Annotated in this window: 16 protein-coding genes and 2 pseudogenes; 14 read left to right on the top strand and 4 right to left on the bottom strand. The window is 57.9% G+C overall.

Annotated features, from left to right (window positions below; genetic code table 11):
- Positions 1-20: 20 nt before the first annotated feature.
- The gene (locus MO767_RS01740) at positions 21-1,022 is read left to right on the top strand and encodes a FecR family protein (RefSeq protein WP_282479130.1); all 1,002 of its coding nucleotides are present in this window, start codon (positions 21-23) and stop codon (positions 1,020-1,022) included.
- Positions 1,023-1,030: 8 nt separating this feature from the next.
- On the opposite strand, the pseudogene MO767_RS01735 reads toward MO767_RS01740, so the two are convergent.
- Positions 1,031-1,627 (bottom strand): annotated as a pseudogene (locus MO767_RS01735) (penicillin acylase family protein); the annotation flags it as partial.
- 207 nt (positions 1,628-1,834) lie between these two features.
- On the opposite strand from MO767_RS01735, the gene MO767_RS01730 reads away from it, so the two are divergent.
- A complete protein-coding gene (locus MO767_RS01730; RefSeq protein ID WP_282479129.1) occupies positions 1,835-2,206 on the top strand; it encodes a fe2+ zn2+ uptake regulation protein in 372 nt (123 codons plus the stop codon).
- Between the two features lie 19 nt (positions 2,207-2,225).
- Here MO767_RS01730 and MO767_RS01725 read toward each other — a convergent pair whose 3' ends face one another.
- On the bottom strand, positions 2,226-2,414 hold the full coding sequence (locus MO767_RS01725; RefSeq protein WP_008024801.1) for a hypothetical protein: 189 nt from the start codon (positions 2,412-2,414) through the stop codon (positions 2,226-2,228).
- 150 nt (positions 2,415-2,564) lie between these two features.
- On the opposite strand from MO767_RS01725, the gene MO767_RS01720 reads away from it, so the two are divergent.
- The 6 genes and pseudogenes from MO767_RS01720 to MO767_RS01695 all read left to right on the top strand — a co-directional run bounded on the left by MO767_RS01720 (position 2,565) and on the right by MO767_RS01695 (position 10,131).
- Positions 2,565-2,702, top strand: a complete 138-nt coding sequence (locus MO767_RS01720; RefSeq protein WP_008155215.1) for a hypothetical protein — start codon at positions 2,565-2,567, stop codon at positions 2,700-2,702.
- 249 nt (positions 2,703-2,951) lie between these two features.
- A complete protein-coding gene (locus MO767_RS01715) occupies positions 2,952-4,193 on the top strand; it encodes an MFS transporter (RefSeq protein WP_282479343.1) in 1,242 nt (413 codons plus the stop codon).
- Positions 4,194-4,214: 21 nt separating this feature from the next.
- Positions 4,215-5,440 (top strand): annotated as a pseudogene (locus MO767_RS01710) (acyl-protein synthase).
- A 1-nt stretch (position 5,441) separates the two neighbouring features.
- The gene (locus tag MO767_RS01705; protein WP_282479128.1) at positions 5,442-7,844 is read left to right on the top strand and encodes an aldehyde dehydrogenase family protein; all 2,403 of its coding nucleotides are present in this window, start codon (positions 5,442-5,444) and stop codon (positions 7,842-7,844) included.
- A 68-nt stretch (positions 7,845-7,912) separates the two neighbouring features.
- Positions 7,913-9,202 carry a phenylacetate--CoA ligase family protein gene (locus MO767_RS01700; RefSeq protein WP_282479127.1) on the top strand — a complete coding sequence of 430 codons (1,290 nt, stop codon included), beginning with the start codon at positions 7,913-7,915 and terminating at the stop codon, positions 9,200-9,202.
- Entirely contained in the window at positions 9,202-10,131 is a 930-nt protein-coding gene (locus tag MO767_RS01695) for a GNAT family N-acetyltransferase (protein WP_282479126.1), read from the top strand. The genes MO767_RS01700 and MO767_RS01695 overlap by 1 nt, the downstream gene beginning before the upstream one ends.
- 12 nt (positions 10,132-10,143) lie before the next feature.
- Here the strand turns inward: MO767_RS01695 and MO767_RS01690 are convergent, their stop codons facing one another.
- Entirely contained in the window at positions 10,144-11,070 is a 927-nt protein-coding gene (locus MO767_RS01690) for a LysR family transcriptional regulator (RefSeq protein WP_282479125.1), read from the bottom strand.
- Between the two features lie 118 nt (positions 11,071-11,188).
- On the opposite strand from MO767_RS01690, the gene MO767_RS01685 reads away from it, so the two are divergent.
- Positions 11,189-12,184: an aldo/keto reductase gene (locus MO767_RS01685; protein ID WP_282479124.1), complete on the top strand. Its 996-nt coding sequence runs from the start codon at positions 11,189-11,191 to the stop codon at positions 12,182-12,184.
- A gap of 46 nt (positions 12,185-12,230) precedes the next feature.
- Here the strand turns inward: MO767_RS01685 and MO767_RS01680 are convergent, their stop codons facing one another.
- Complete coding sequence (locus tag MO767_RS01680) at positions 12,231-12,761, bottom strand: hypothetical protein (RefSeq protein WP_282479123.1); 531 nt, start codon at positions 12,759-12,761, stop codon at positions 12,231-12,233.
- 166 nt (positions 12,762-12,927) lie between these two features.
- On the opposite strand from MO767_RS01680, the gene MO767_RS01675 reads away from it, so the two are divergent.
- The 5 genes from MO767_RS01675 (at position 12,928) to MO767_RS01655 (ending at position 18,083) form a co-directional block, all read left to right on the top strand.
- Positions 12,928-14,919 (top strand): methyl-accepting chemotaxis protein, encoded by a 1,992-nt coding sequence (locus MO767_RS01675; RefSeq protein WP_282479122.1) that lies wholly within the window; start codon positions 12,928-12,930, stop codon positions 14,917-14,919.
- Positions 14,920-15,124: 205 nt separating this feature from the next.
- A complete protein-coding gene (locus MO767_RS01670; RefSeq protein ID WP_008155198.1) occupies positions 15,125-15,571 on the top strand; it encodes a DUF411 domain-containing protein in 447 nt (148 codons plus the stop codon).
- Complete coding sequence (locus MO767_RS01665) at positions 15,571-16,005, top strand: YqaA family protein (RefSeq protein ID WP_282479121.1); 435 nt, start codon at positions 15,571-15,573, stop codon at positions 16,003-16,005. The genes MO767_RS01670 and MO767_RS01665 overlap by 1 nt, the downstream gene beginning before the upstream one ends.
- Before the next feature lie 85 nt (positions 16,006-16,090).
- Positions 16,091-17,116 (top strand): alpha/beta hydrolase, encoded by a 1,026-nt coding sequence (locus MO767_RS01660; RefSeq protein WP_282479120.1) that lies wholly within the window; start codon positions 16,091-16,093, stop codon positions 17,114-17,116.
- Between the two features lie 13 nt (positions 17,117-17,129).
- Complete coding sequence (locus MO767_RS01655) at positions 17,130-18,083, top strand: D-2-hydroxyacid dehydrogenase family protein (RefSeq protein ID WP_282479119.1); 954 nt, start codon at positions 17,130-17,132, stop codon at positions 18,081-18,083.
- Positions 18,084-18,086 lie beyond the last annotated feature (3 nt).

The raw sequence follows: 18,086 nt of genomic DNA, 5'->3' as shown, positions 1-18,086 counted from the left end.
CGGGAAATCAGGATGAGTCAATGACCGACAACCCTCTCTCGCAAGCCGAATATGACGCTGTCACCGATGCCGCTGCGCATTGGTGCATGCGTTTGCACGCCAACGATTGCACTGCTGAAGAGCGGCTTGCGTTCGAGCAATGGCATGACGCTCATCCGCTTCACGCGTTCGAGTACGAAGCCATGCTGGAGATCTGGGATGTCGCGGGTGACCTGCCACGTCCGGAAACCGTGGTCCCGATGGTCCGCGCCAAACCTGCTACGCCTTGGCGCACCTTCGGTATCGCGGCCGCGGTTTGCACCATGGCGTTGCCACTGGCAGCCTATAGCGGCTGGAACCTGGGCTGGCTACCCGATTCCTACCAACATTTCGAGGCGAACGACAATGTCCGCCAGGTCACTCTGAGCGATGGCAGTCAGGTGGAACTGAACCTGGGCAGTGAGCTGACGTTCAGCAACTACAAGGATCAACGTCGGATCACCCTGAAAAAAGGCGAAGCCTTCTTCAGCGTCAGCCACGACACTCGGCACCCCTTCATTGTCAAAGCGGCCGAAGGCAGGATTCGAGTCACTGGAACCAAATTCAACGTCTGGATGTATGAAGATCAGGTACGCGTGAACCTGATAGAAGGTTCGGTGCTGGTGAGCAGTAATGACGCCGTTGCGGGCGACGGTTTGCGCCTCGAGCCAGCGATGCAGGCGAGCTATAGACGCGGCGACTTCACTCCACGGATCAGTCAGACCTACGACAATGACAACTCGCTGGCCTGGCGCAGCGGAAAACTGCTGCTCGATGATCTGGCGTTGACCGACGCATTGCCACTGATCAATCGCTACTTGAGCAAACCGGTGATGGTGGCCGACAACAGCACCGGCTCGATTCGTATCGGCGGCATCTACAACATCAAAGAGCTCAACAACCTGGTGGCTTCCCTGCCCAAGGTATTGCCGGTCTACCTGACCCGCAACAAGGACGGCAATCCGGTCCTCAATTCCATTCCGCAACAAGCCCCAAAAAGCTGAAGGCCGCGACCCTTGACATCGAAAGTCACCACCTGCAAATAGCTGGTACCGCTGACGACCTCGAGTTTACCGTCGGTTCTCGGCACGCTCTGAATGGCGTTATAAACCCCCAGAGTGCCAGGTCCACCGTGAATCGGCGTCTGCTGGCCGCCGCTGCTGACCACCTGGATATCACCCCAGCGGCAATCGGCCTTAAGCCCCATCTTTTTCACCTGATCTACCGATGCCAGCATCGATTCGCGAATCGCCTTTGCGACGTCCGGGCGATCGACCGCCAGGCCACGCGGGGTGTGTTGCGGGTCTTTCGGATCGAACGCCACACGCCAGAGGTCAGGCGTTTGCTGTAGCGACTCCATGACATTCCGCAAATGCACAAACCCCAGACCACTCACCAGATTGGCACTGCGATCCCAGGCCTTGAGACTGGCACACAGTGGCGTGAGCGCTGGCGCATCGGTACCCAGTGCCGCCGCACAGAACTGCAGCAGGCCCGGCATCACTTGTGCTGCCTGATACACCTGGTCGTCCATCACCATGCGTTGCAGATCCTTCGCTGCTATCGGGCCGGCCTTGTTCAGCGTGTTCAAGCGATCCAGCGCAAAACGCTGCATGCGGGAGGCAGCCACTTGGAACGAAACAAAAGACAAAAATTTAGGCCCTGAAAGGCGCTTTCCATGGCCATCTCACAGGCCACTGACGTGATGGCGACAAAATTTCTACATTTGGGGCTTCATTATTTGCCCTGCTCGTACGTCTTATTGAGTGAGAGCCCCCATCACATTTCCTGGCCGGCTCGGAAAAGGAGTTTTTGCATGTACAACTCGCAACTGCCAACGGACGGTAGCAATGCGCCAAACGGCTCTGCCGTGGGCTCCGGTGTTTTCAGTCAACGCAGTGAGCGCAATGGCAACGAGCGGATCAGGTTATTGCTCAAAAGCTATGGTCTGCGAACCAGTCTGATCCGCCTCAAAGTCATCGACGCCTTGCTGAGCGCCGCCGAAAGCGACCGTAGCCTTGGCGTGCGTGGCGTGCACAGCCACTTGCTGGACCTGGATATTCCCCTGTCCTTTCTCAGTGTGCGGGAAGTGTTGAAACGCTTGTGCAGCGAAGGCGTGATCACGCTCAATCCGGACAAAAGCTACAGCCTGCATCCGGACGCTGTAGCCATGCTCCATCGCGAGTAATCCGCTTAAGGTACGTCGTTCAGGGTTTGACCTTGCGGCGCATCACGCCATTGATCACCACCACGATCACCGCCACGCCGATGGCGATGTACTGAAACAGCTTCTCGCTGATGACGCCTGCGTTTTGCAGATACGAAAGGCCGAACATGATCCCCAACACTACGAGGGAGATCAGAATCGAGTATTTCAAACGTTGCGACTGAGTCATTGCGAGTTCCTGAACCTGAAAAATGTATCCGATTTGTATCAGAACGCATGCCAAGCCCCTACCTTTCTCCGGGGATGGGACGCTACAAACGGGGTCTCATGTTACAGCCGATCAAGAGATTTGGCTTTATTGCCCCATGAGGATTTTGAAATGTTCCGTCGAATCACACTGCTGATTCCCCTGCTCGCTCTCCTGACACTGAGCGGCTGCATCGTTTTCCCCCACGGCGGCTGGCACGGCGGTCACCATTACGACCGTGGTGGGCCGGGTTATTACCAGCATCGATAACGTGAATAATTGAACCTTCATTCGTAAGTTAAATACCAATCCGATAACTATTAATTAAATGCCCGCCCTGTCGCGGGCATTTTTCGTACGTGCACATTCACTTCTTACTGCCCATCGAATATCGAAACATAGCGAAAATAATCGAAACCTTGAGTCTCAATAGTTCATTGGAGCTATTCATACTCAATGATTAGCCTCGAAGCATCGCAATAAACCCGTCATTAAACTTCGAGCAAAAATATGAATACTATTCACAAGCCTTTAATCAATATCAGCCCCCACTATTTGTTTGGCTTTGGCCTTGCAATAACTTTATTCGAACTTCTGACGTATATGGCCAGCGACATGATCATGCCGGCCATGTTGACCATCACCCATCAACTAGATGCCAGTCCTGAACATGTCCCTTACGCCTTCAATCTGTATTTGGCAGGCGGCATTCTTCTGCAATGGCTGATTGGCCCGCTGTCCGATCATTTTGGCCGCCGCCGGATGTTGCTCATCGGTTGCGCGGTATTCGCCCTGGCCTGTGCCGCCGCGTTCAACGTGCAAAGCATTTATGCGTTCAACGGCTTGCGACTGATTCAGGGCATGGGGTTGGGGTTTGTCATCGCGGTCAGCTACCCGGCCCTGCAAGAAGTTTTCTGCGAAACCGACGCGGTAAAAATCATGGCGTTGCTGGGGAACGTTGCACTGCTCTCCCCGCTTCTGGGGCCTTTGCTCGGCAGTCTGCTGCTGGAATGGTTGTCCTGGCGGGAATTGTTTTTACTGCTGGGTCTCGGCGGCGTGATGGTCTGGTTCGGGCTTTACCTGTTCATGCCGGAAACCGTGGGCACCTTGCGCCACGACGGTCAGCGACTGGTCGCCGTGCGCTTTGAATGGCACGGCACCGTGCGCCGCTATGTCGCGTTGCTGACTAACCCGCGATTCCTTTGCGCCGCAGTCGCGCTGGGCGTGATGAGCCTGCCCTTGATTGCCTGGATCGGGTTGGCGCCGCTCTTGCTGATCCACAACCAGGGGCTTTCAACGCTGCACTACGGCCTGTGGCAAATCCCGGTGTTCGCGGCCGTCATTCTCGGCAATCTGATCCTCAACCGACTGATTGCCAACGCTGAATTGCCACAACTGATTCGATACGCGCTTTGGCCGTTTTGCGGCGGGCTGATCGTGCTAGTCGCCGTCAGCTTCTACGGTGCTTCGACAGCCGTGCTGATCAGTTGCCTGGTGCTTTACGCCGTTGGGCTTGGCATGAGCAATGCGGCGCTGTACCGGCTTGCGCTGTTCGCCAGCGACGACAGCAAAGGTCTGGTCTCGGCCATGATCGGCATGATCTCGATCGCCGTCATGGGCGGTGGCGGCTCACTTATTGCGGCCGCCGGTGCCGGTGACAGCCACGAATCCTTCGCTTTGATGGCGGGTATCGCGGGGCTTCTGAGCCTGGCGCCGCTACGCCTGTTTCTGCGGCACTCTCACATCGCGCTTGCCGTCTAACACCACACAGTAGGTCTTTTGATGATCCATTTACCTTATACCGATGCGCTCTGCGCGTTAACGCAACCCTATTGCCTGGATTCCGTACCCGAGGGCCTGTTCGACCAGGCGATGGGGGAAATCAGTCTGTTTCATTGTCACCACACGCCTGGCTACGAACGCTGGCTAAACGCCAACGGGCTCGATGCCCAGGACCTGGAGACACTGGATGACTGGTCCAGGTTATTCATTGTCACCACACGCCTGGCTACGAACGCTGGCTAAACGCCAACGGGCTCGATGCCCAGGACCTGGAGACACTGGATGACTGGTCCAGGTTGCCACCAATTTTCGCCAACTATTTCAAACGTCACTTGTTGTTCGGCCCCACCGGCGAAGGCGCGCTGGAGCTGACATCGTCTGGCACCAGCGGCCAAAAGAGTCGCATGCGCTATGACCCTCGCAGCATGGCCGCGGCTCAAGGCATGTTGAGCCACATTTTCCGGCACTACGGCTGGGATACTCCGGACAGCCCCTGCAACTATTTGCTCCTGAGCTACGAGCCCGAGGCGGCCATCACCTTGGGCACCGCTTACACCGACCAGTTTCTCTGTAGCTATGCGCCCGTCAATCGAGTCGTCTACGGATTGCGCCGGATGGGTAAAGGTCACGAATTCGACCTGTTTGGCGTGATTCGCGCCTTGCAGGAGTTTGCCGACGAGGGTTTGCCCGTGCGGATACTCGGATTTCCTGCGTTTCTTTCCCATGCGCTACAGCACATGGAAAACACCTGCGCACCGAATCTCAAGCTATCCGCTCAGTCATTGGTGTTTTTGGGCGGCGGCTGGAAAACCCAGGCAGCACAAGAGATTCCCTTGCTTGAGTTGTATGCCCGAATCAATCGGCAATTGGGTATCGACCTGTCCCGATGCCGGGATGGTTACGGTGCCGTCGAGCATGCCGTGCCCTATATCCAATGTGCCCGCCATCATTTTCATGCCCCCATTTACTCGAAGGTTTTCGTGCGCAACCCATCCGATTTCACGGTCCAGCCATACGGCCAGCGCGGCTTGCTGGAATTCGTCTCCCCGTACATTTCGTCAAGCCCTGCTCACGCTGTGGTCATGGGCGATCTGGCGACATTACACCCCGGCGCACATTGCGGATGCGGCCTGACGACCGATTGGTTCGAGCTGCACGGACGTGCCGGCACCGCCGCCAGTCGCAGCTGCGCCATGGCTGCTTCCGAATTGCTGGGAGGGGCTTGAGATGTACCTCATCAATGGCCAACTGCGTGACGACGTTACCCCGGAAAGCGCCCTCGACCGCCTTCGAAAACAATTGCCCAGGTTGCTTGCTGCACCGATCGACAGCGAGACCGTTATCGAAACCGCGGCTCGTTTCGCCACGCAACTACAGACTCGCAGCCTGAACCTGCCTCTGGACGACGATCAATGTCAGGGGCTGATCGAGTTCTGCCAACGCAGCAACCTGAGCACGAAGCTTGAGCGGGAACTGGGTTCGCAACCCCGATCGCTGAGGCGTATCGACTACCAGCATTCGCACTTTGAAAGCTGGCACCCGTTGGGACTGGTGGTGCATGTGACGCCAGGCAATGCGCCGATGCTGGCGTTCTGCGCGGTTCTCGAAAGCCTGCTGGCCGGCAACATCAATTGGTTACGCCCCAGCGCCAGCGATGCGGGTTTGACCGCGCAATTGCTGGCCGCCCTTGTGCGGTCCGACACCACCGGCAGGCTTGGCGAATTCGTCGCCGTACTGCCCGTGGGCACCGCTTGGATTGCCGAACTCTGCGCCCAGGCCGATGGCGTGTCAGCCTGGGGCGGTGAAAAGGCGCTCAAGGCGATTCGTCAACAGATCCCCACCGGATGTCGCTGGATCGATTGGGGGCACCGGATCAGTTTCGCTTATCTGTCGCCTGACGCGGCCAGCCCTTCGGCGCTGGATGCGTTGGTGGATGAGGTGTGCAGTCTGGATCAACAAGCGTGTTCCAGTCCGCAATGGGTGCTGGTGGACAGCAATGATCCAGCCATCCTGCAGGACCTGGGTGAGCGTTTGAGCGAAGCCTTCAAGCGTCGTGCATCGCACTGGCCGGCGCTGGTGCCCACGGATCTGGAAGCGTGCGAGATCACCACCCGCACGGCCATGGCGCAACTGGGCTACTGTTTTGCGAACCAGACCGGCCAGGTCTGGGCTGGCCACGGATGGCGGATCATCTGGGAACACCATCAGACGCTCGCACCGTCGCCGCTGTTTCGTACGGTGCTGCTCAAGCCCGTGCCGCAACACTTGATCGCTGAGACGCTGTTGCCTTGGCGCACGGTCCTGCAAAGCTGCGCGCTGATTTGCTCTGCGGCAGAAACGCCAGGACTTGTGCGTACGCTGGTCAACGCTGGGGTCACCCGTATTGTGCCTTGCGCGGGGATTCATGACGGTTATGCCGGCGAGCCCCATGATGGCGTCTACGCGCTGACGCGTCTGAGTCGCCGCCTTTCAGTGAGTCTGGCACCTGATGTGCTGACAAGCCGTGCAACGCTCGACCCGGTCCCGCCCGCCCCCGACAACGCCCATGAGCCGATCATGGACAAAAACACCTTCACGACCCAGCCGATGAGCGCCGCGGCGCAATTATATTTTCGCTCTGGAGGAAGCAGCGGCACTCCGGCCCTCGCCGGTTTCAGCTATCGCGACTTTCAACGGCAGATGCGCGCCGCAGCAGACGGCCTGTTCGCCGCCGGACTCGATCCTTCACAGGACCGGGTCATGAACCTGTTTTACGGCGGCAGCCTGTACGGAGGTTTCCTCAGTTTTACCAAAATACTGGAACAGATGGGCGTTACACATTTCCCCATGGGCGCGCCCCTGGACGATGACTTCAGCGAAATCGCCCAACTGATCGTCGACCAGCAAGTCACCGTGCTGATTGGCATGCCGAGCACCTTGCATCGTCTGTTCTTCAACGAGCAGGCCCGACTCCGCGCGTACGCAGGTATCAGCAAAGTGTTCCTCGGCGGCGAGCATCCGGGCCAAACCAGCCTGAGTCTCATGGAAAGCTGCGGGGTCTCGATGATCCGCTCGGCGATCTATGGTTCCGTCGACGCAGGTCCCTTGGGGCATGCGTGCGCAGCCACTGAGAACGGGGTGTTTCACTTGATGTGCGATACCCAGCATCTGGAAATTGTGCAGATCGGACAGGATGAACCGGTTCGGGCTAATGAGATCGGTCGCTTGCTGTTTACTTCACGAGCGCGGCAAGGCCAAACCGTGCGCCGATATGACGTTGGAGATACCGGCCGCTGGATGCCCGGTGTCTGTCCGTGCGGGCTGGACTCACCGCGATTCGAACTGCTCCAGCGCCACGGTAACCTGGTGCGGATGGGCACGGAGTTCATTTCGCCTTCGGCTCTGCAGGATAGCGTCGGCGCCCCCATTCAGATTGTTCTCGACCACGCCCCTGATGGCGTCGAGCGACTCAACGTTCTAACGGATGCAGACATCAACCAGGTTCGCAACGCATTGCTGAGCCATGAAGCGCTGGCCAATGCCGTAAACGCCAAACTGTTAACTGTCGAAGTTCAAGTGTGTACGGAGCAAGCGTTCACTCGAAACAAACACAGCGGCAAAACACCGTTGGTTATTGATAAAAGAAAATAGAAATACCGCCAACCACTCACAACTTGTTTTTTAATCTTCTAGACGCCTGATATAAAAAAGAGAATCCAATGAAAGCAACTTATTCGCTCAAACAACTGCTGCCTTATATACGGCAACATTCAAACTTCTACCGCCAGCAACTGGAACACTTACCGCCGCAGGGCATTACGTTACAAGATCTACCGCTGACCAATGCGGCGGACTATTGGGCTGACAGCCATGACTTGAGTCATTGGCCGGTCCTGACCGCAAAGGTCGACGATGCGCTGGTGTTTAAAACCGGCGGATCGACTAGCCAGGGCAAACTCTCGGTTTACTCCCGCGAAGAATGGCACGCCATGGTCAGTACGTTTGGTCAAAGTCTCGCGACTCAACTGAACCACGGTGACCGGGTCGCGAATCTGTTTTTTTCTGGAGATCTTTACGCCAGCTTTCTGTTCGCGCATCACTCATTGGCTCATGTCGGGAAATCCATCTGTGAATTTCCGTTTACCGGCCAAGTCGAACTGTGTGGACTGGCAGAGGCCATTGCCCGGTATCAAATCAATGTTCTGGCCGGGATGCCGGCACAGTTACTGCGATTCGCTGCTTACCTTGCGCATCATCAGCAAGTGCTATGCAGGGTCGAAACGCTGCTTTATGCAGGAGAAAGCCTGTTTGCTGCGCAACTGGCAATCTTCGCCGAAGTGTTCCCAAACGCCCGTATCGCTTCAATTGGCTATGCCAGCGTTGACGCCGGCCTCATCGGGGCCTCCGATCGCGACTGTGCCTTGGGCGAACACCGGGTGTTCGACCAACATACCCTGTTGGAAATCGTCGATGAGCTTACCGGTGAAGTCATCGAAGAATGCGATCGCACCGGCTTGATAGTGGTGACCAATCTCGCTCGTCGGCTCATGCCCTTGCTGCGTTATCCGGTGGGTGACCTTGCCTGCTGGCGTGAACCCAGCGAGACCCCGAGGCGTAAATTTGCTCTTAAGGGGCGAAGTGCCCACAGTCGGAGGATACGGGTCGGTGTGCTGTCGCTGTTTCCCGACGAAATAAGCGAGATCGTCCAACGGATTGCCAACAGCAACCAATGGCAGTTGCTGATCGAAAATACCGGTTACAAGGACATTTTGAGTGTGAAATGGGTACCCGGGGCCCAGCAACAGAATGTCGAGCGAACGCTTCGGGCATTACAGGAAGCGCTGGTCATCCAATACCCCGGCATCGACGACCTGAGTCGCGATGGACTGCTCGAGTTGCGGGTCCTGCCCTGCGCAGTCACCGACCTGAGCCTGCATCCCCGCTCTGGCAAACAACCGCGGGTCCTGGACTTACGCGTGTATGACACCCCCTTGCCGGAGCCCGCGTAATGAGCCAATTGATTTTTCGGCGCTACCAGCCATCCGACGCACAGTCCGTGAGCCAGTTATTTCGGCAGATCTACGGTGATCATTACGCCAGGCCAGACATTTACTTACCGACCATGATCAGTCAGCACAATGCCGAGGGCCGCTGGCAATCCATCGTTGCGGTGGACGACAAGCTGGTACTGGGGCACGCCGCATTGTGCCTCGATGCGATTTCATTAACCGCTGAACTGGCGCTCATGGCGGTGCATCCCTCCGCTCAGGGACAACGTGTCGCAACGCTTCTTGGTTCGCAACTCATCGAGCTTTCAAAATCCTTGAAACTCAAAAGCCTCTCGATCAAGCAGGTGACTCACCACCCGTACACTCAACGCATGGCAGAAAAAATCGGTTTCCATAGCACAGGTTTGCTTCCCGACTACATCGCGTCGCCGCTCACTGAACCGTTACGGGAAACCATGGTGCTGGGTTGTCACATCAATGAAGGACACGAACGCCCGCTTCCCGATATCCCATGGCCTGAGAGTTGCCGAGCGTTCATGCAGCGCCTAAATTCAGTGTTTGGCACTCACCAGGGCATGGCGCCTAGCCTCAATCTACCCCTGCAAATCGAACAGCACCATGAACTGTTCGAAATGCTCATACCGCGCGTGAACAAACATCTCCTTGATCAAATTCGGCACCTGCCCAGGCACTGGCTGATCTCGGTCAAACTCGAACTGTCCTGGCACTTTGCCGAAGATTTACGCAATTTGTCAGCCCTTGGTTTCACCTTCACCGGACTGATGCCCACGCAATACAGTAAAGGGTGGTTCGCGCTATTTCATCGAGGGACCGAGCCTCGGCACCTCGACCTGCACTGCCCGCACATGCAACGGTTGCATGACGACTTACAGCAAAACGGCAACACCCGCAGCAGCGCCGTGGCATGAAACAGGGACCGCTCAGCCGCGTGAGTCTTTTCGATAAAAGTCATTGCCCGGCTGCGCGCAAAGCTCAACCAGCCAATCGACAAACACCCTCACCCGCCGGGACAACTGGCGGTGTGGCGGGTAGAGCGCTGTCAGCGGCATCCCCGGTGTCGCCACCGTCCTGAGGACTTCACACAAACGGCCTTCGCTCACCTGGCGGGCAACGTGGTAATACGGGGTCTGGACCAGACCATACCCCGCCTCACAAGCGGCCAGGTAACCATCGGCGCTGTTGACCGAGACTTGCTTGGGTAGATTAATGATCTGAACCTGATCATTGACCATGAACTCCAGCCCATAACGCTTGCCATTGCTGCTGGAGAAGTACTCCACCATCCGATGACCCTCAAGGTCAGCCAGACACTGGGGCGTTCCGAATCGCTTCAAGTAGTCGGGGCTGGCACACGTGACCTGGTCCAGCATGGCCAACGGCCGCGCCACCAGTGAATCGTCCAGTGAGTCGCCGGCCCGCAGCACGCAATCGACGCCTTCGCGTATCAGGTCGACTGGCCGGTCATTCAAGCCGATTTCCAGCTCTATCAAGGGGTATCGAGCAGTAAATTGCGGTAATGCCGGGATCACCATCAAGCGTCCCACGCCCGCTGGCATGTCCACGCGCAACAGCCCCTTGGGGTTGTTGCGTGCAGCGCTGAACACCGCTTCGGTTTCCTCCAGGTCCGACAGCAACCGTACGCAACGAGGGTAATAGGCCGCACCGTCGAGCGTCAGGCTGATCTGGCGCGTCGTGCGTTGCAGCAGCTGCACACCGAGATGCGCCTCCAGCTGCTTGATCAGAATGGTCACTGAGGCCCGGGGCAATTGCAGGCTGTCCGCCGCCTTGGCAAAGCCGCCCAGTTCGACGATTCGAGTGAATACGTGCATCGCGTTAAAACGGTCCATTGCTTTTGCTTACCGACTGATTATTTAGAAATTACGAACAGTGATAGCAGTTTTAGCCGGTTTATCTTGTTTCTGTCGAGGCCAACAATGGACTCCACATTCACAGGGAGCTGATTTCATGCAAACACGTCAACTGGGCAAAAACGGTCCACTAGTAAGCGCGATGGGTCTGGGCTGCATGGGCATGACCGATTTCTACACGACTGGCGTGGACATCCGCGAAGCCACGGCGACTCTGCACCGCGCGCTGGAGTTGGGGATCAACATGCTCGACACCGCCGATATGTATGGCCCGCACACCAACGAAGCACTGATCGGCAGAGCCATCACCGGCAAACGGGACCAGGTGTTTCTGGCCAGCAAATTCGGCATCGTCCGCGACCCGGCCGATCCGGTTGCGCGGGGCGTCAACGGTCGACCGGATTACATTCACGCCGCTATCGACGGCACCCTCAAGTGCCTCGGTGTCGAGACCCTGGATTTGTACTACCAGCACCGCATCGATCCGCAGGTAGCCATCGAGGAAACCGTCGGCGCCATGGCCGACCTGGTGAAAGCCGGCAAGGTGCGTTACCTGGGTTTGAGCGAGGCCTCGGTCGCAACGCTTGAGCGAGCACACAAGGTTCATCCGATCAGTGCGCTGCAGAGCGAGTATTCGTTGTGGAGCCGTGATCAGGAGGAAAACGGTTGTCTGGCCGCGTGTCAGCGTCTGGGGATCGCCTTCGTCCCCTACAGCCCTTTGGGTCGTGGCTTTCTTACCGGAGCGCTGAAAAGCCCTGATGATTTCGCCGCAGACGACTACCGTCGTTTCAGCCCGCGTTTTCAGGGCGAGAACTTCGCCAAGAATCTGTTGCTGGTGCAGCAAGTGCAGGACCTGGCCGCAGAAAAAGGCGTGACTGCCGGCCAACTGGCGCTGGCATGGGTATTGGCTCAGGGCGATTACGTGATCCCGATTCCGGGGACTAAACAACGAAAATACCTGGAAGAAAATGTGGCCGCGCTGGATGTGAAACTCAGCGGCGAAGACTTGCAAGCGCTGGAAGCGATATTCCCGGCCAATGCCACGGCCGGTTTACGTTACCCGGAAGAAGTCATGGAGTTACTTGACCGCTAACCGACACCTGGCCCATTCGACGATTTGATTGGGCCAGGACAACCCGTCACGCCTTCGAGGTGACGCCCTTGTCAGTCGGCACTGATGTGCCATTACCCTTGCCGTAAGCTTGTAAATTCTGCAGTACGTAAATCGCTTTCTTGTATTCCGGGATCAGGCCCGTGGCGTACTTGTCACCCTTGATACTGTTGTTCTGGATGGTGTCCAGCTGGGTGGCGAAATACTCCAGCGCGTTGAATTTCGCATCCGGGTCTTTCTGTATCCCAAACCGGTCAAACTTGTCACCGGCGTTCATTAGCGTCATCGACGTAATATCAGAAATCAGGCCTTTGGCTTTCAAGCAGGCACTGAGATTGCCCAGTTGTTTGGAGGTGACGTTTTCCGGGTCGAAGCCTTTGATGTTTCTGTGCAGTTTCTGCTCATCCATCAACTTCATGTTGAACACGCTGGGATCGCTTCCCACCAATGCCAGCATTTGCTTGACCTTGGCGCTTTGCGTCACAGGCTTTCCGGCGCCCGTGTCCTTGACCAGCAAACCTGCCTTGGAAGTCCAGACCCCGGTATAGCCGATAGTCATGACCGAACTCCCGACTGCACTACCTGATGCAGACGTCCGTGTGGTCACCTCGCGCCACTCTTGCACGATCGTACCTAAAGCTCGGCTTTCTCGAGCCGATAGCCCTTGAAAGCGTCGACTTCATACCGACAACCACAACAAGAACGCAGCACTAAGGACCGGTCCCATGCCCGCATTCCGTACCATTCAGGCTCGTTACACGCTGTTTCTGGTCCTGTTCATCCTGCTGTTGTCCGTGCTGACAGTGGTCGGCATCAGCCAGTTGGTCGCACCGAAGCTGCGTCACACCGAAGAACAAGTGGCCCTCAACCGAATCGCCGAAGTCGCCGAGCAAATCCAGGGCGAACTGAACAAGGTTCAGGCGCAACAGCGAAGCATCACACAGACCATTCCCCTGCTCGACAGCGCCGCCATCGACACCGTCCTGCCAGGCTTGGTCGACCAGTACGGCGAGCTGAAAGTCTTCGGCGGCGGGATCTGGCCGCTGCCCGGTCAGCGCGAAGCCGGGCGCAACAAGTTCAGCACGTTCTGGCACCGGGATGCCTCGGGTAAACTGGCCGTTAACACCTTTTGGAACAGCGATGCCGCGCCCAACTACTACGACCAGACTTGGTACCAAGGCGGCATGCAAACCCCGCGCGGCCAATGCGCGTGGGCGGCTGCCTATAAAGATGACGCCAGCGCCGAGCCACGCACCAACTGCGCCATGGCCATCCAGAAGAATGGCGCGGCCTACGGCGTGTCGACCATCGACGTGACCCTGGGATTTTTCAATGACCTGGTGGCACGCAAGGAGAAAGACCTCGGCGCCGAAATGCTGATCGTCGAAGCCGACGGCAAGATCATCAGCAACAGCTCGCGCATCAGCGGGCCGATCGTCCTGAAGAACATCAGTGAGTTGGCCGGCAACTCGCCGTTCGCTAGCCAGGTGAAGGCCGGCTTGCAAAACCGTGACCAGTCACAGCGGGTCGAGTTCGACAACAACGGCGAAGCCGGCACCTTCTTCATGCGCCCGATCGAAGGCACGCCCTGGTTCCTCGCCACCGCCCTGCCGACCAAGCTGATCACCGCCCAGCGCGACGACGTGCTCAGCACGCTGAGCCTGCTGCAAATCCCGATGGTGATCCTTCTGGTGTTGCTACAGATCTATGCGATTCGCCAACTGGTCCAGCGCATGAAAGCCCTCAAGGCCAACATCGACGCACTGTCAGCCGGTGACGCCGACTTGACCAAACGCATTACCATTCGCGCCGAAGACGAACTGGGCGCCATCGGCCACTCGGTCAACGCCTTCATCGCCTACTTGCAGAACATGATCGGCGAAGTCACCCTGGCCACCGGCGCCATGGCCTCCAGCCTGGATAACCTGCAACGCACCTCCGCCCACACCAGCCAGATTCTGGTGCGTCACGCCTCGGAAACCGATCAGACCGTCACCGCCATCACCGAGATGAGTTCGACCGCCGAAAGCGTCGCGCAGAATGCCGCCGAAACCGCTGCCTTTACCCAACGCGCCAACGAAAACGCTGACCGTTCGCGGGTCGTGGTGGGCGAAGCGTCGAACAGCGTGATTGCGCTGATCGACGAAGTGGCCAGCGCCACCCATAAAGTCGAAAGCATGCAACAGGACGCTCAACGCATCACCGAGATTCTCGGGGTCATCGGCGCCATTGCCGGGCAAACCAACCTGTTGGCCCTCAACGCAGCCATCGAAGCCGCCCGCGCCGGCGAGCAGGGCCGCGGTTTCGCCGTAGTCGCCGATGAAGTCCGCGCCCTCGCCGCCCGCACCCAGGACAGTACGTCGCAAATCAATGAAATGCTCACCCGACTGACGCAGGGTGTGAGTTCGTCGGTAACCGCCATGGAAAACACCCAGACCAGTTGCCAGTCGGCCGCCGATGCCACGGCACGGGTCAACACCGGTCTGGATGAAATGGCCGGCAACGTCAGCCACATCAACAGCCTCAGCACCCAGATCGCCACGGCCGCCGAGCAGCAAAGCGCGGTGACCGAAGAGATCAACCGCAGCATGGTGCAAATCCGCCACATGGTCGACGAACTGGTGAAAAGCGGTCACGCCAGCGAGCTCAATACCCAACAACTGCTGGAAGCCAACAGTCGTGTGAGCGCGATCATGGGACGGTTCAAGGTTCGTTAATTCTGCTCTACCCTGAGTGCCGCCCCCCGGTACTCAGCGGCCAACCTGACAATCTTGTAATGTGCGCCTCATCTGACTGACAGCTATGATCTACGATGATCAAGGCTGCCCAGTTTTGTATTAATTCGAAACATTCCTTGAATGCCTAGCCAAAAAAAATGGTCAGAATGCATTTTTTTGGCCGCCATTCGAAACGAGATTCCCCATGCGAACCCACCTGCGTCTGGTCGCCCTGAGCGCCCTGTTCATTTCCTCCCTGGCCCAGGCCGCCGACCTGATCCCGATCGAGGTGCACCGCGATGCCAATTGCGGTTGCTGCAAAAAATGGATCAGCCATTTAGAAGCCAACGGCTTCAAAGTCGACGATCACGTCGAAGCCAACATGAGTGAATTCAAGCAACAGCACGGCGTGCCTCCGCGTCTTGCGTCGTGCCACACCGGTTTGATCAACGGCAAATTCGTTGAAGGTCATGTCCCCGCCGATCAGGTGCTGGCCTTGAGCAAGCGCGACGATCTGTTGGGCGTTGCCGCCCCCGGCATGCCCATGGGTTCACCCGGCATGGAAATGGACGGCATGAGCGATGCGTATCAAGTGATCGGCCTGAAAAAAGACGGCACTGACGTCGTGGTGGCGGACTACCCTGCCCATTGATGTTCGGTGCGTACATCGGGCTGTTCTTCGCCGCATTCGGCGCAGCCACCCTGCTGCCCTTGCAGTCCGAAGCGGTGTTGGTGGGGCTGTTGATCAGCGGCAAGTACTGGCTCTGGTCGCTGCTCGCCGTGGCAACGTTGGGTAACGTTCTGGGGTCGCTGGTGAACTGGTGGCTGGGTCGCGGCATTGAACGGTTTCGTGATCGGCGCTGGTTTCCGGTCAACCCGCGCCATCTGGAAAAAGCCCGAGTCCATTATCAGCGCTACGGTCATTGGTCGTTGCTGCTGAGCTGGGTGCCTGTGATTGGTGATCCGCTGACCCTGGTGGCCGGCGTGTTGCGTGAGCCGTTGGGGCGATTCCTGCTGATCGTGACCCTTGCCAAAGGCGCCCGTTATGGTGTGTTGGCCTTGGCCACAGTGGGTTGGATGGGTTGAACAATTATCCACGGCGATTGCCTGTGTTTAATGTCGCCCTAATCATGCCGATCCAGCATCGGCCGATTTCCAATGGAGTTTACCCATGCCCCTCACCCGCTCCCGCTGGCTGCCCGGCCTGCTGCTGACCGCTGCATTACCTGTCATCGCCCACGCCGAAGGCCCGGAATACGGGCCAGAGCTACAAGGCTTCGAGTACCCCTACACGGTCAAGCATTTCGCCTTTGAGTCCCAAGGCAAATCCCTGCAAATGGGTTACATGGACGTCGCCGCTCACGGCAAGGCTAATGGACGCAGCGTGGTGCTGATGCACGGCAAGAACTTCTGCGGTGCAACCTGGGACACTTCGATCAAGGCCCTGAGTGAGGCCGGTTACCGGGTCATCGCCCCGGATCAGATCGGTTTCTGCACCTCCAGTAAACCGGACAACTATCAGTACAGCTTCCAGCAACTGGCGACTAATACTCAGCAACTGCTCAAGGCCCTGGGCATCCAGAAGGCCAGTTTGCTCGGGCATTCCACCGGCGGCATGCTCGCCACTCGCTATGCGCTGCAATACCCCGACCAAGTCGAACAACTGGCACTGGTCAACCCCATCGGCCTGGAAGACTGGAAAGCCCTCGGCGTTCCCTATCGCACGGTTGATCAATGGTACGAACGCGAGCTCAAACTCACCGCCGACAGCATCCGCACCTATGAACGCAACACCTATTACGGCGGCCGCTGGAAGCCGGAATTCGATCGCTGGGTAGACATGCTCGCCGGGCTGAACAAAGGACCTGGGCATACGCAGGTGGCGTGGAATTCGGCGCTGATCTACGACATGATCTTCACCCAACCGGTGTACTACGAGTTCAAGGACCTGAAAGTTCCAACGCTGTTGCTGATCGGCACCGCCGATACCACGGCCATCAGCAAAGAAATTGCACCACCGGAGGTCAAGGCGAAAATCGGTCATTACGATGTACTCGGCAAACAAGTGGCGAAACTGATACCCCAGTCGACACTGGTCGAATTCCCCGGCATGGGCCACGCGCCGCAAATGGAAGAACCGGCGCAATTCCACCAGGCCCTGCTCGCCTGGCTGAACAAAACCAACCCCGTTCATTGATGAGGTAAGGCTGATGGCTGTGCAGATTGCGGTGATTGATGACTGGCAGGACGTGGCCCGTGACGTGGTGGACTGGTCGGTGCTGGACCACATCGGCCAGGTGAGCTTCATCCATGACTACCCTGCCGACAACGACACCCTGGCGGCACGGTTACGCGAGTTCGAGGTGATCTGCGTGATGCGCGAGCGCACCCGGTTCGATGAGGACCTGCTGCGGCGCTTACCGAAACTCAAGCTGCTGGTCACCGGCAGCATGCGTAACGCCGCCCTGGACCTGAAAGCCGCCACCGCACACGGTATCCAGGTCTGTGGCACCGACAGTTACAAGCACGCCGCACCGGAACTGACTTGGGCGCTGATCATGGCGGCAACCCGCAATCTGGTGGTCGAAGCCAACGCCCTGCGCGCCGGTTTTTGGCAGCAAAGCCTGGGTGGCGACCTGCACGGCAAGACCTTGGCGATCCTGGGTCTGGGCAGCATCGGCACTCGCGTTGCCCAATTCGGCCAGGTGTTCGGCATGCGGGTGATTGCCTGGAGCGAGAACCTGACCGCCGAACGTGCCGCCGAAGTCGGCGTGACCTGCGTCAGCAAACAGGAGCTGTTCGAACAGGCCGATGTGCTGTCGGTCCATCTGGTGCTCAGCGATCGTAGCCAAGGCTTGGTGAACGCGCAGGCGCTGGACTGGATGAAGCCCACGGCGCTGCTGGTCAACACGGCCCGTGGTCCGATTGTCGATGAGTCCGCGTTGATCAAGGCGTTGCAAAAACGGCGACTGGCAGGCGCTGCGCTGGACGTCTTCGAGCAAGAACCCTTGCCACCTCATCATCCGTTCAGAACCCTGGACAATGTGCTGGCCACGCCCCACGTCGGGTATGTCAGCCAGCAGAACTACCACCAGTTTTTCTCGCAGATGATCGAGGACATTCAAGCCTGGTCTGCAGGAAATCCGATTCGGTTGTTGGGCTAACCG

The organism is Pseudomonas sp. UYIF39 (assembly GCF_029963765.1).
Classification (GTDB): Bacteria; Pseudomonadota; Gammaproteobacteria; order Pseudomonadales; family Pseudomonadaceae; genus Aquipseudomonas.
This window is presented reverse-complemented; position numbering and strand designations above follow the sequence as displayed.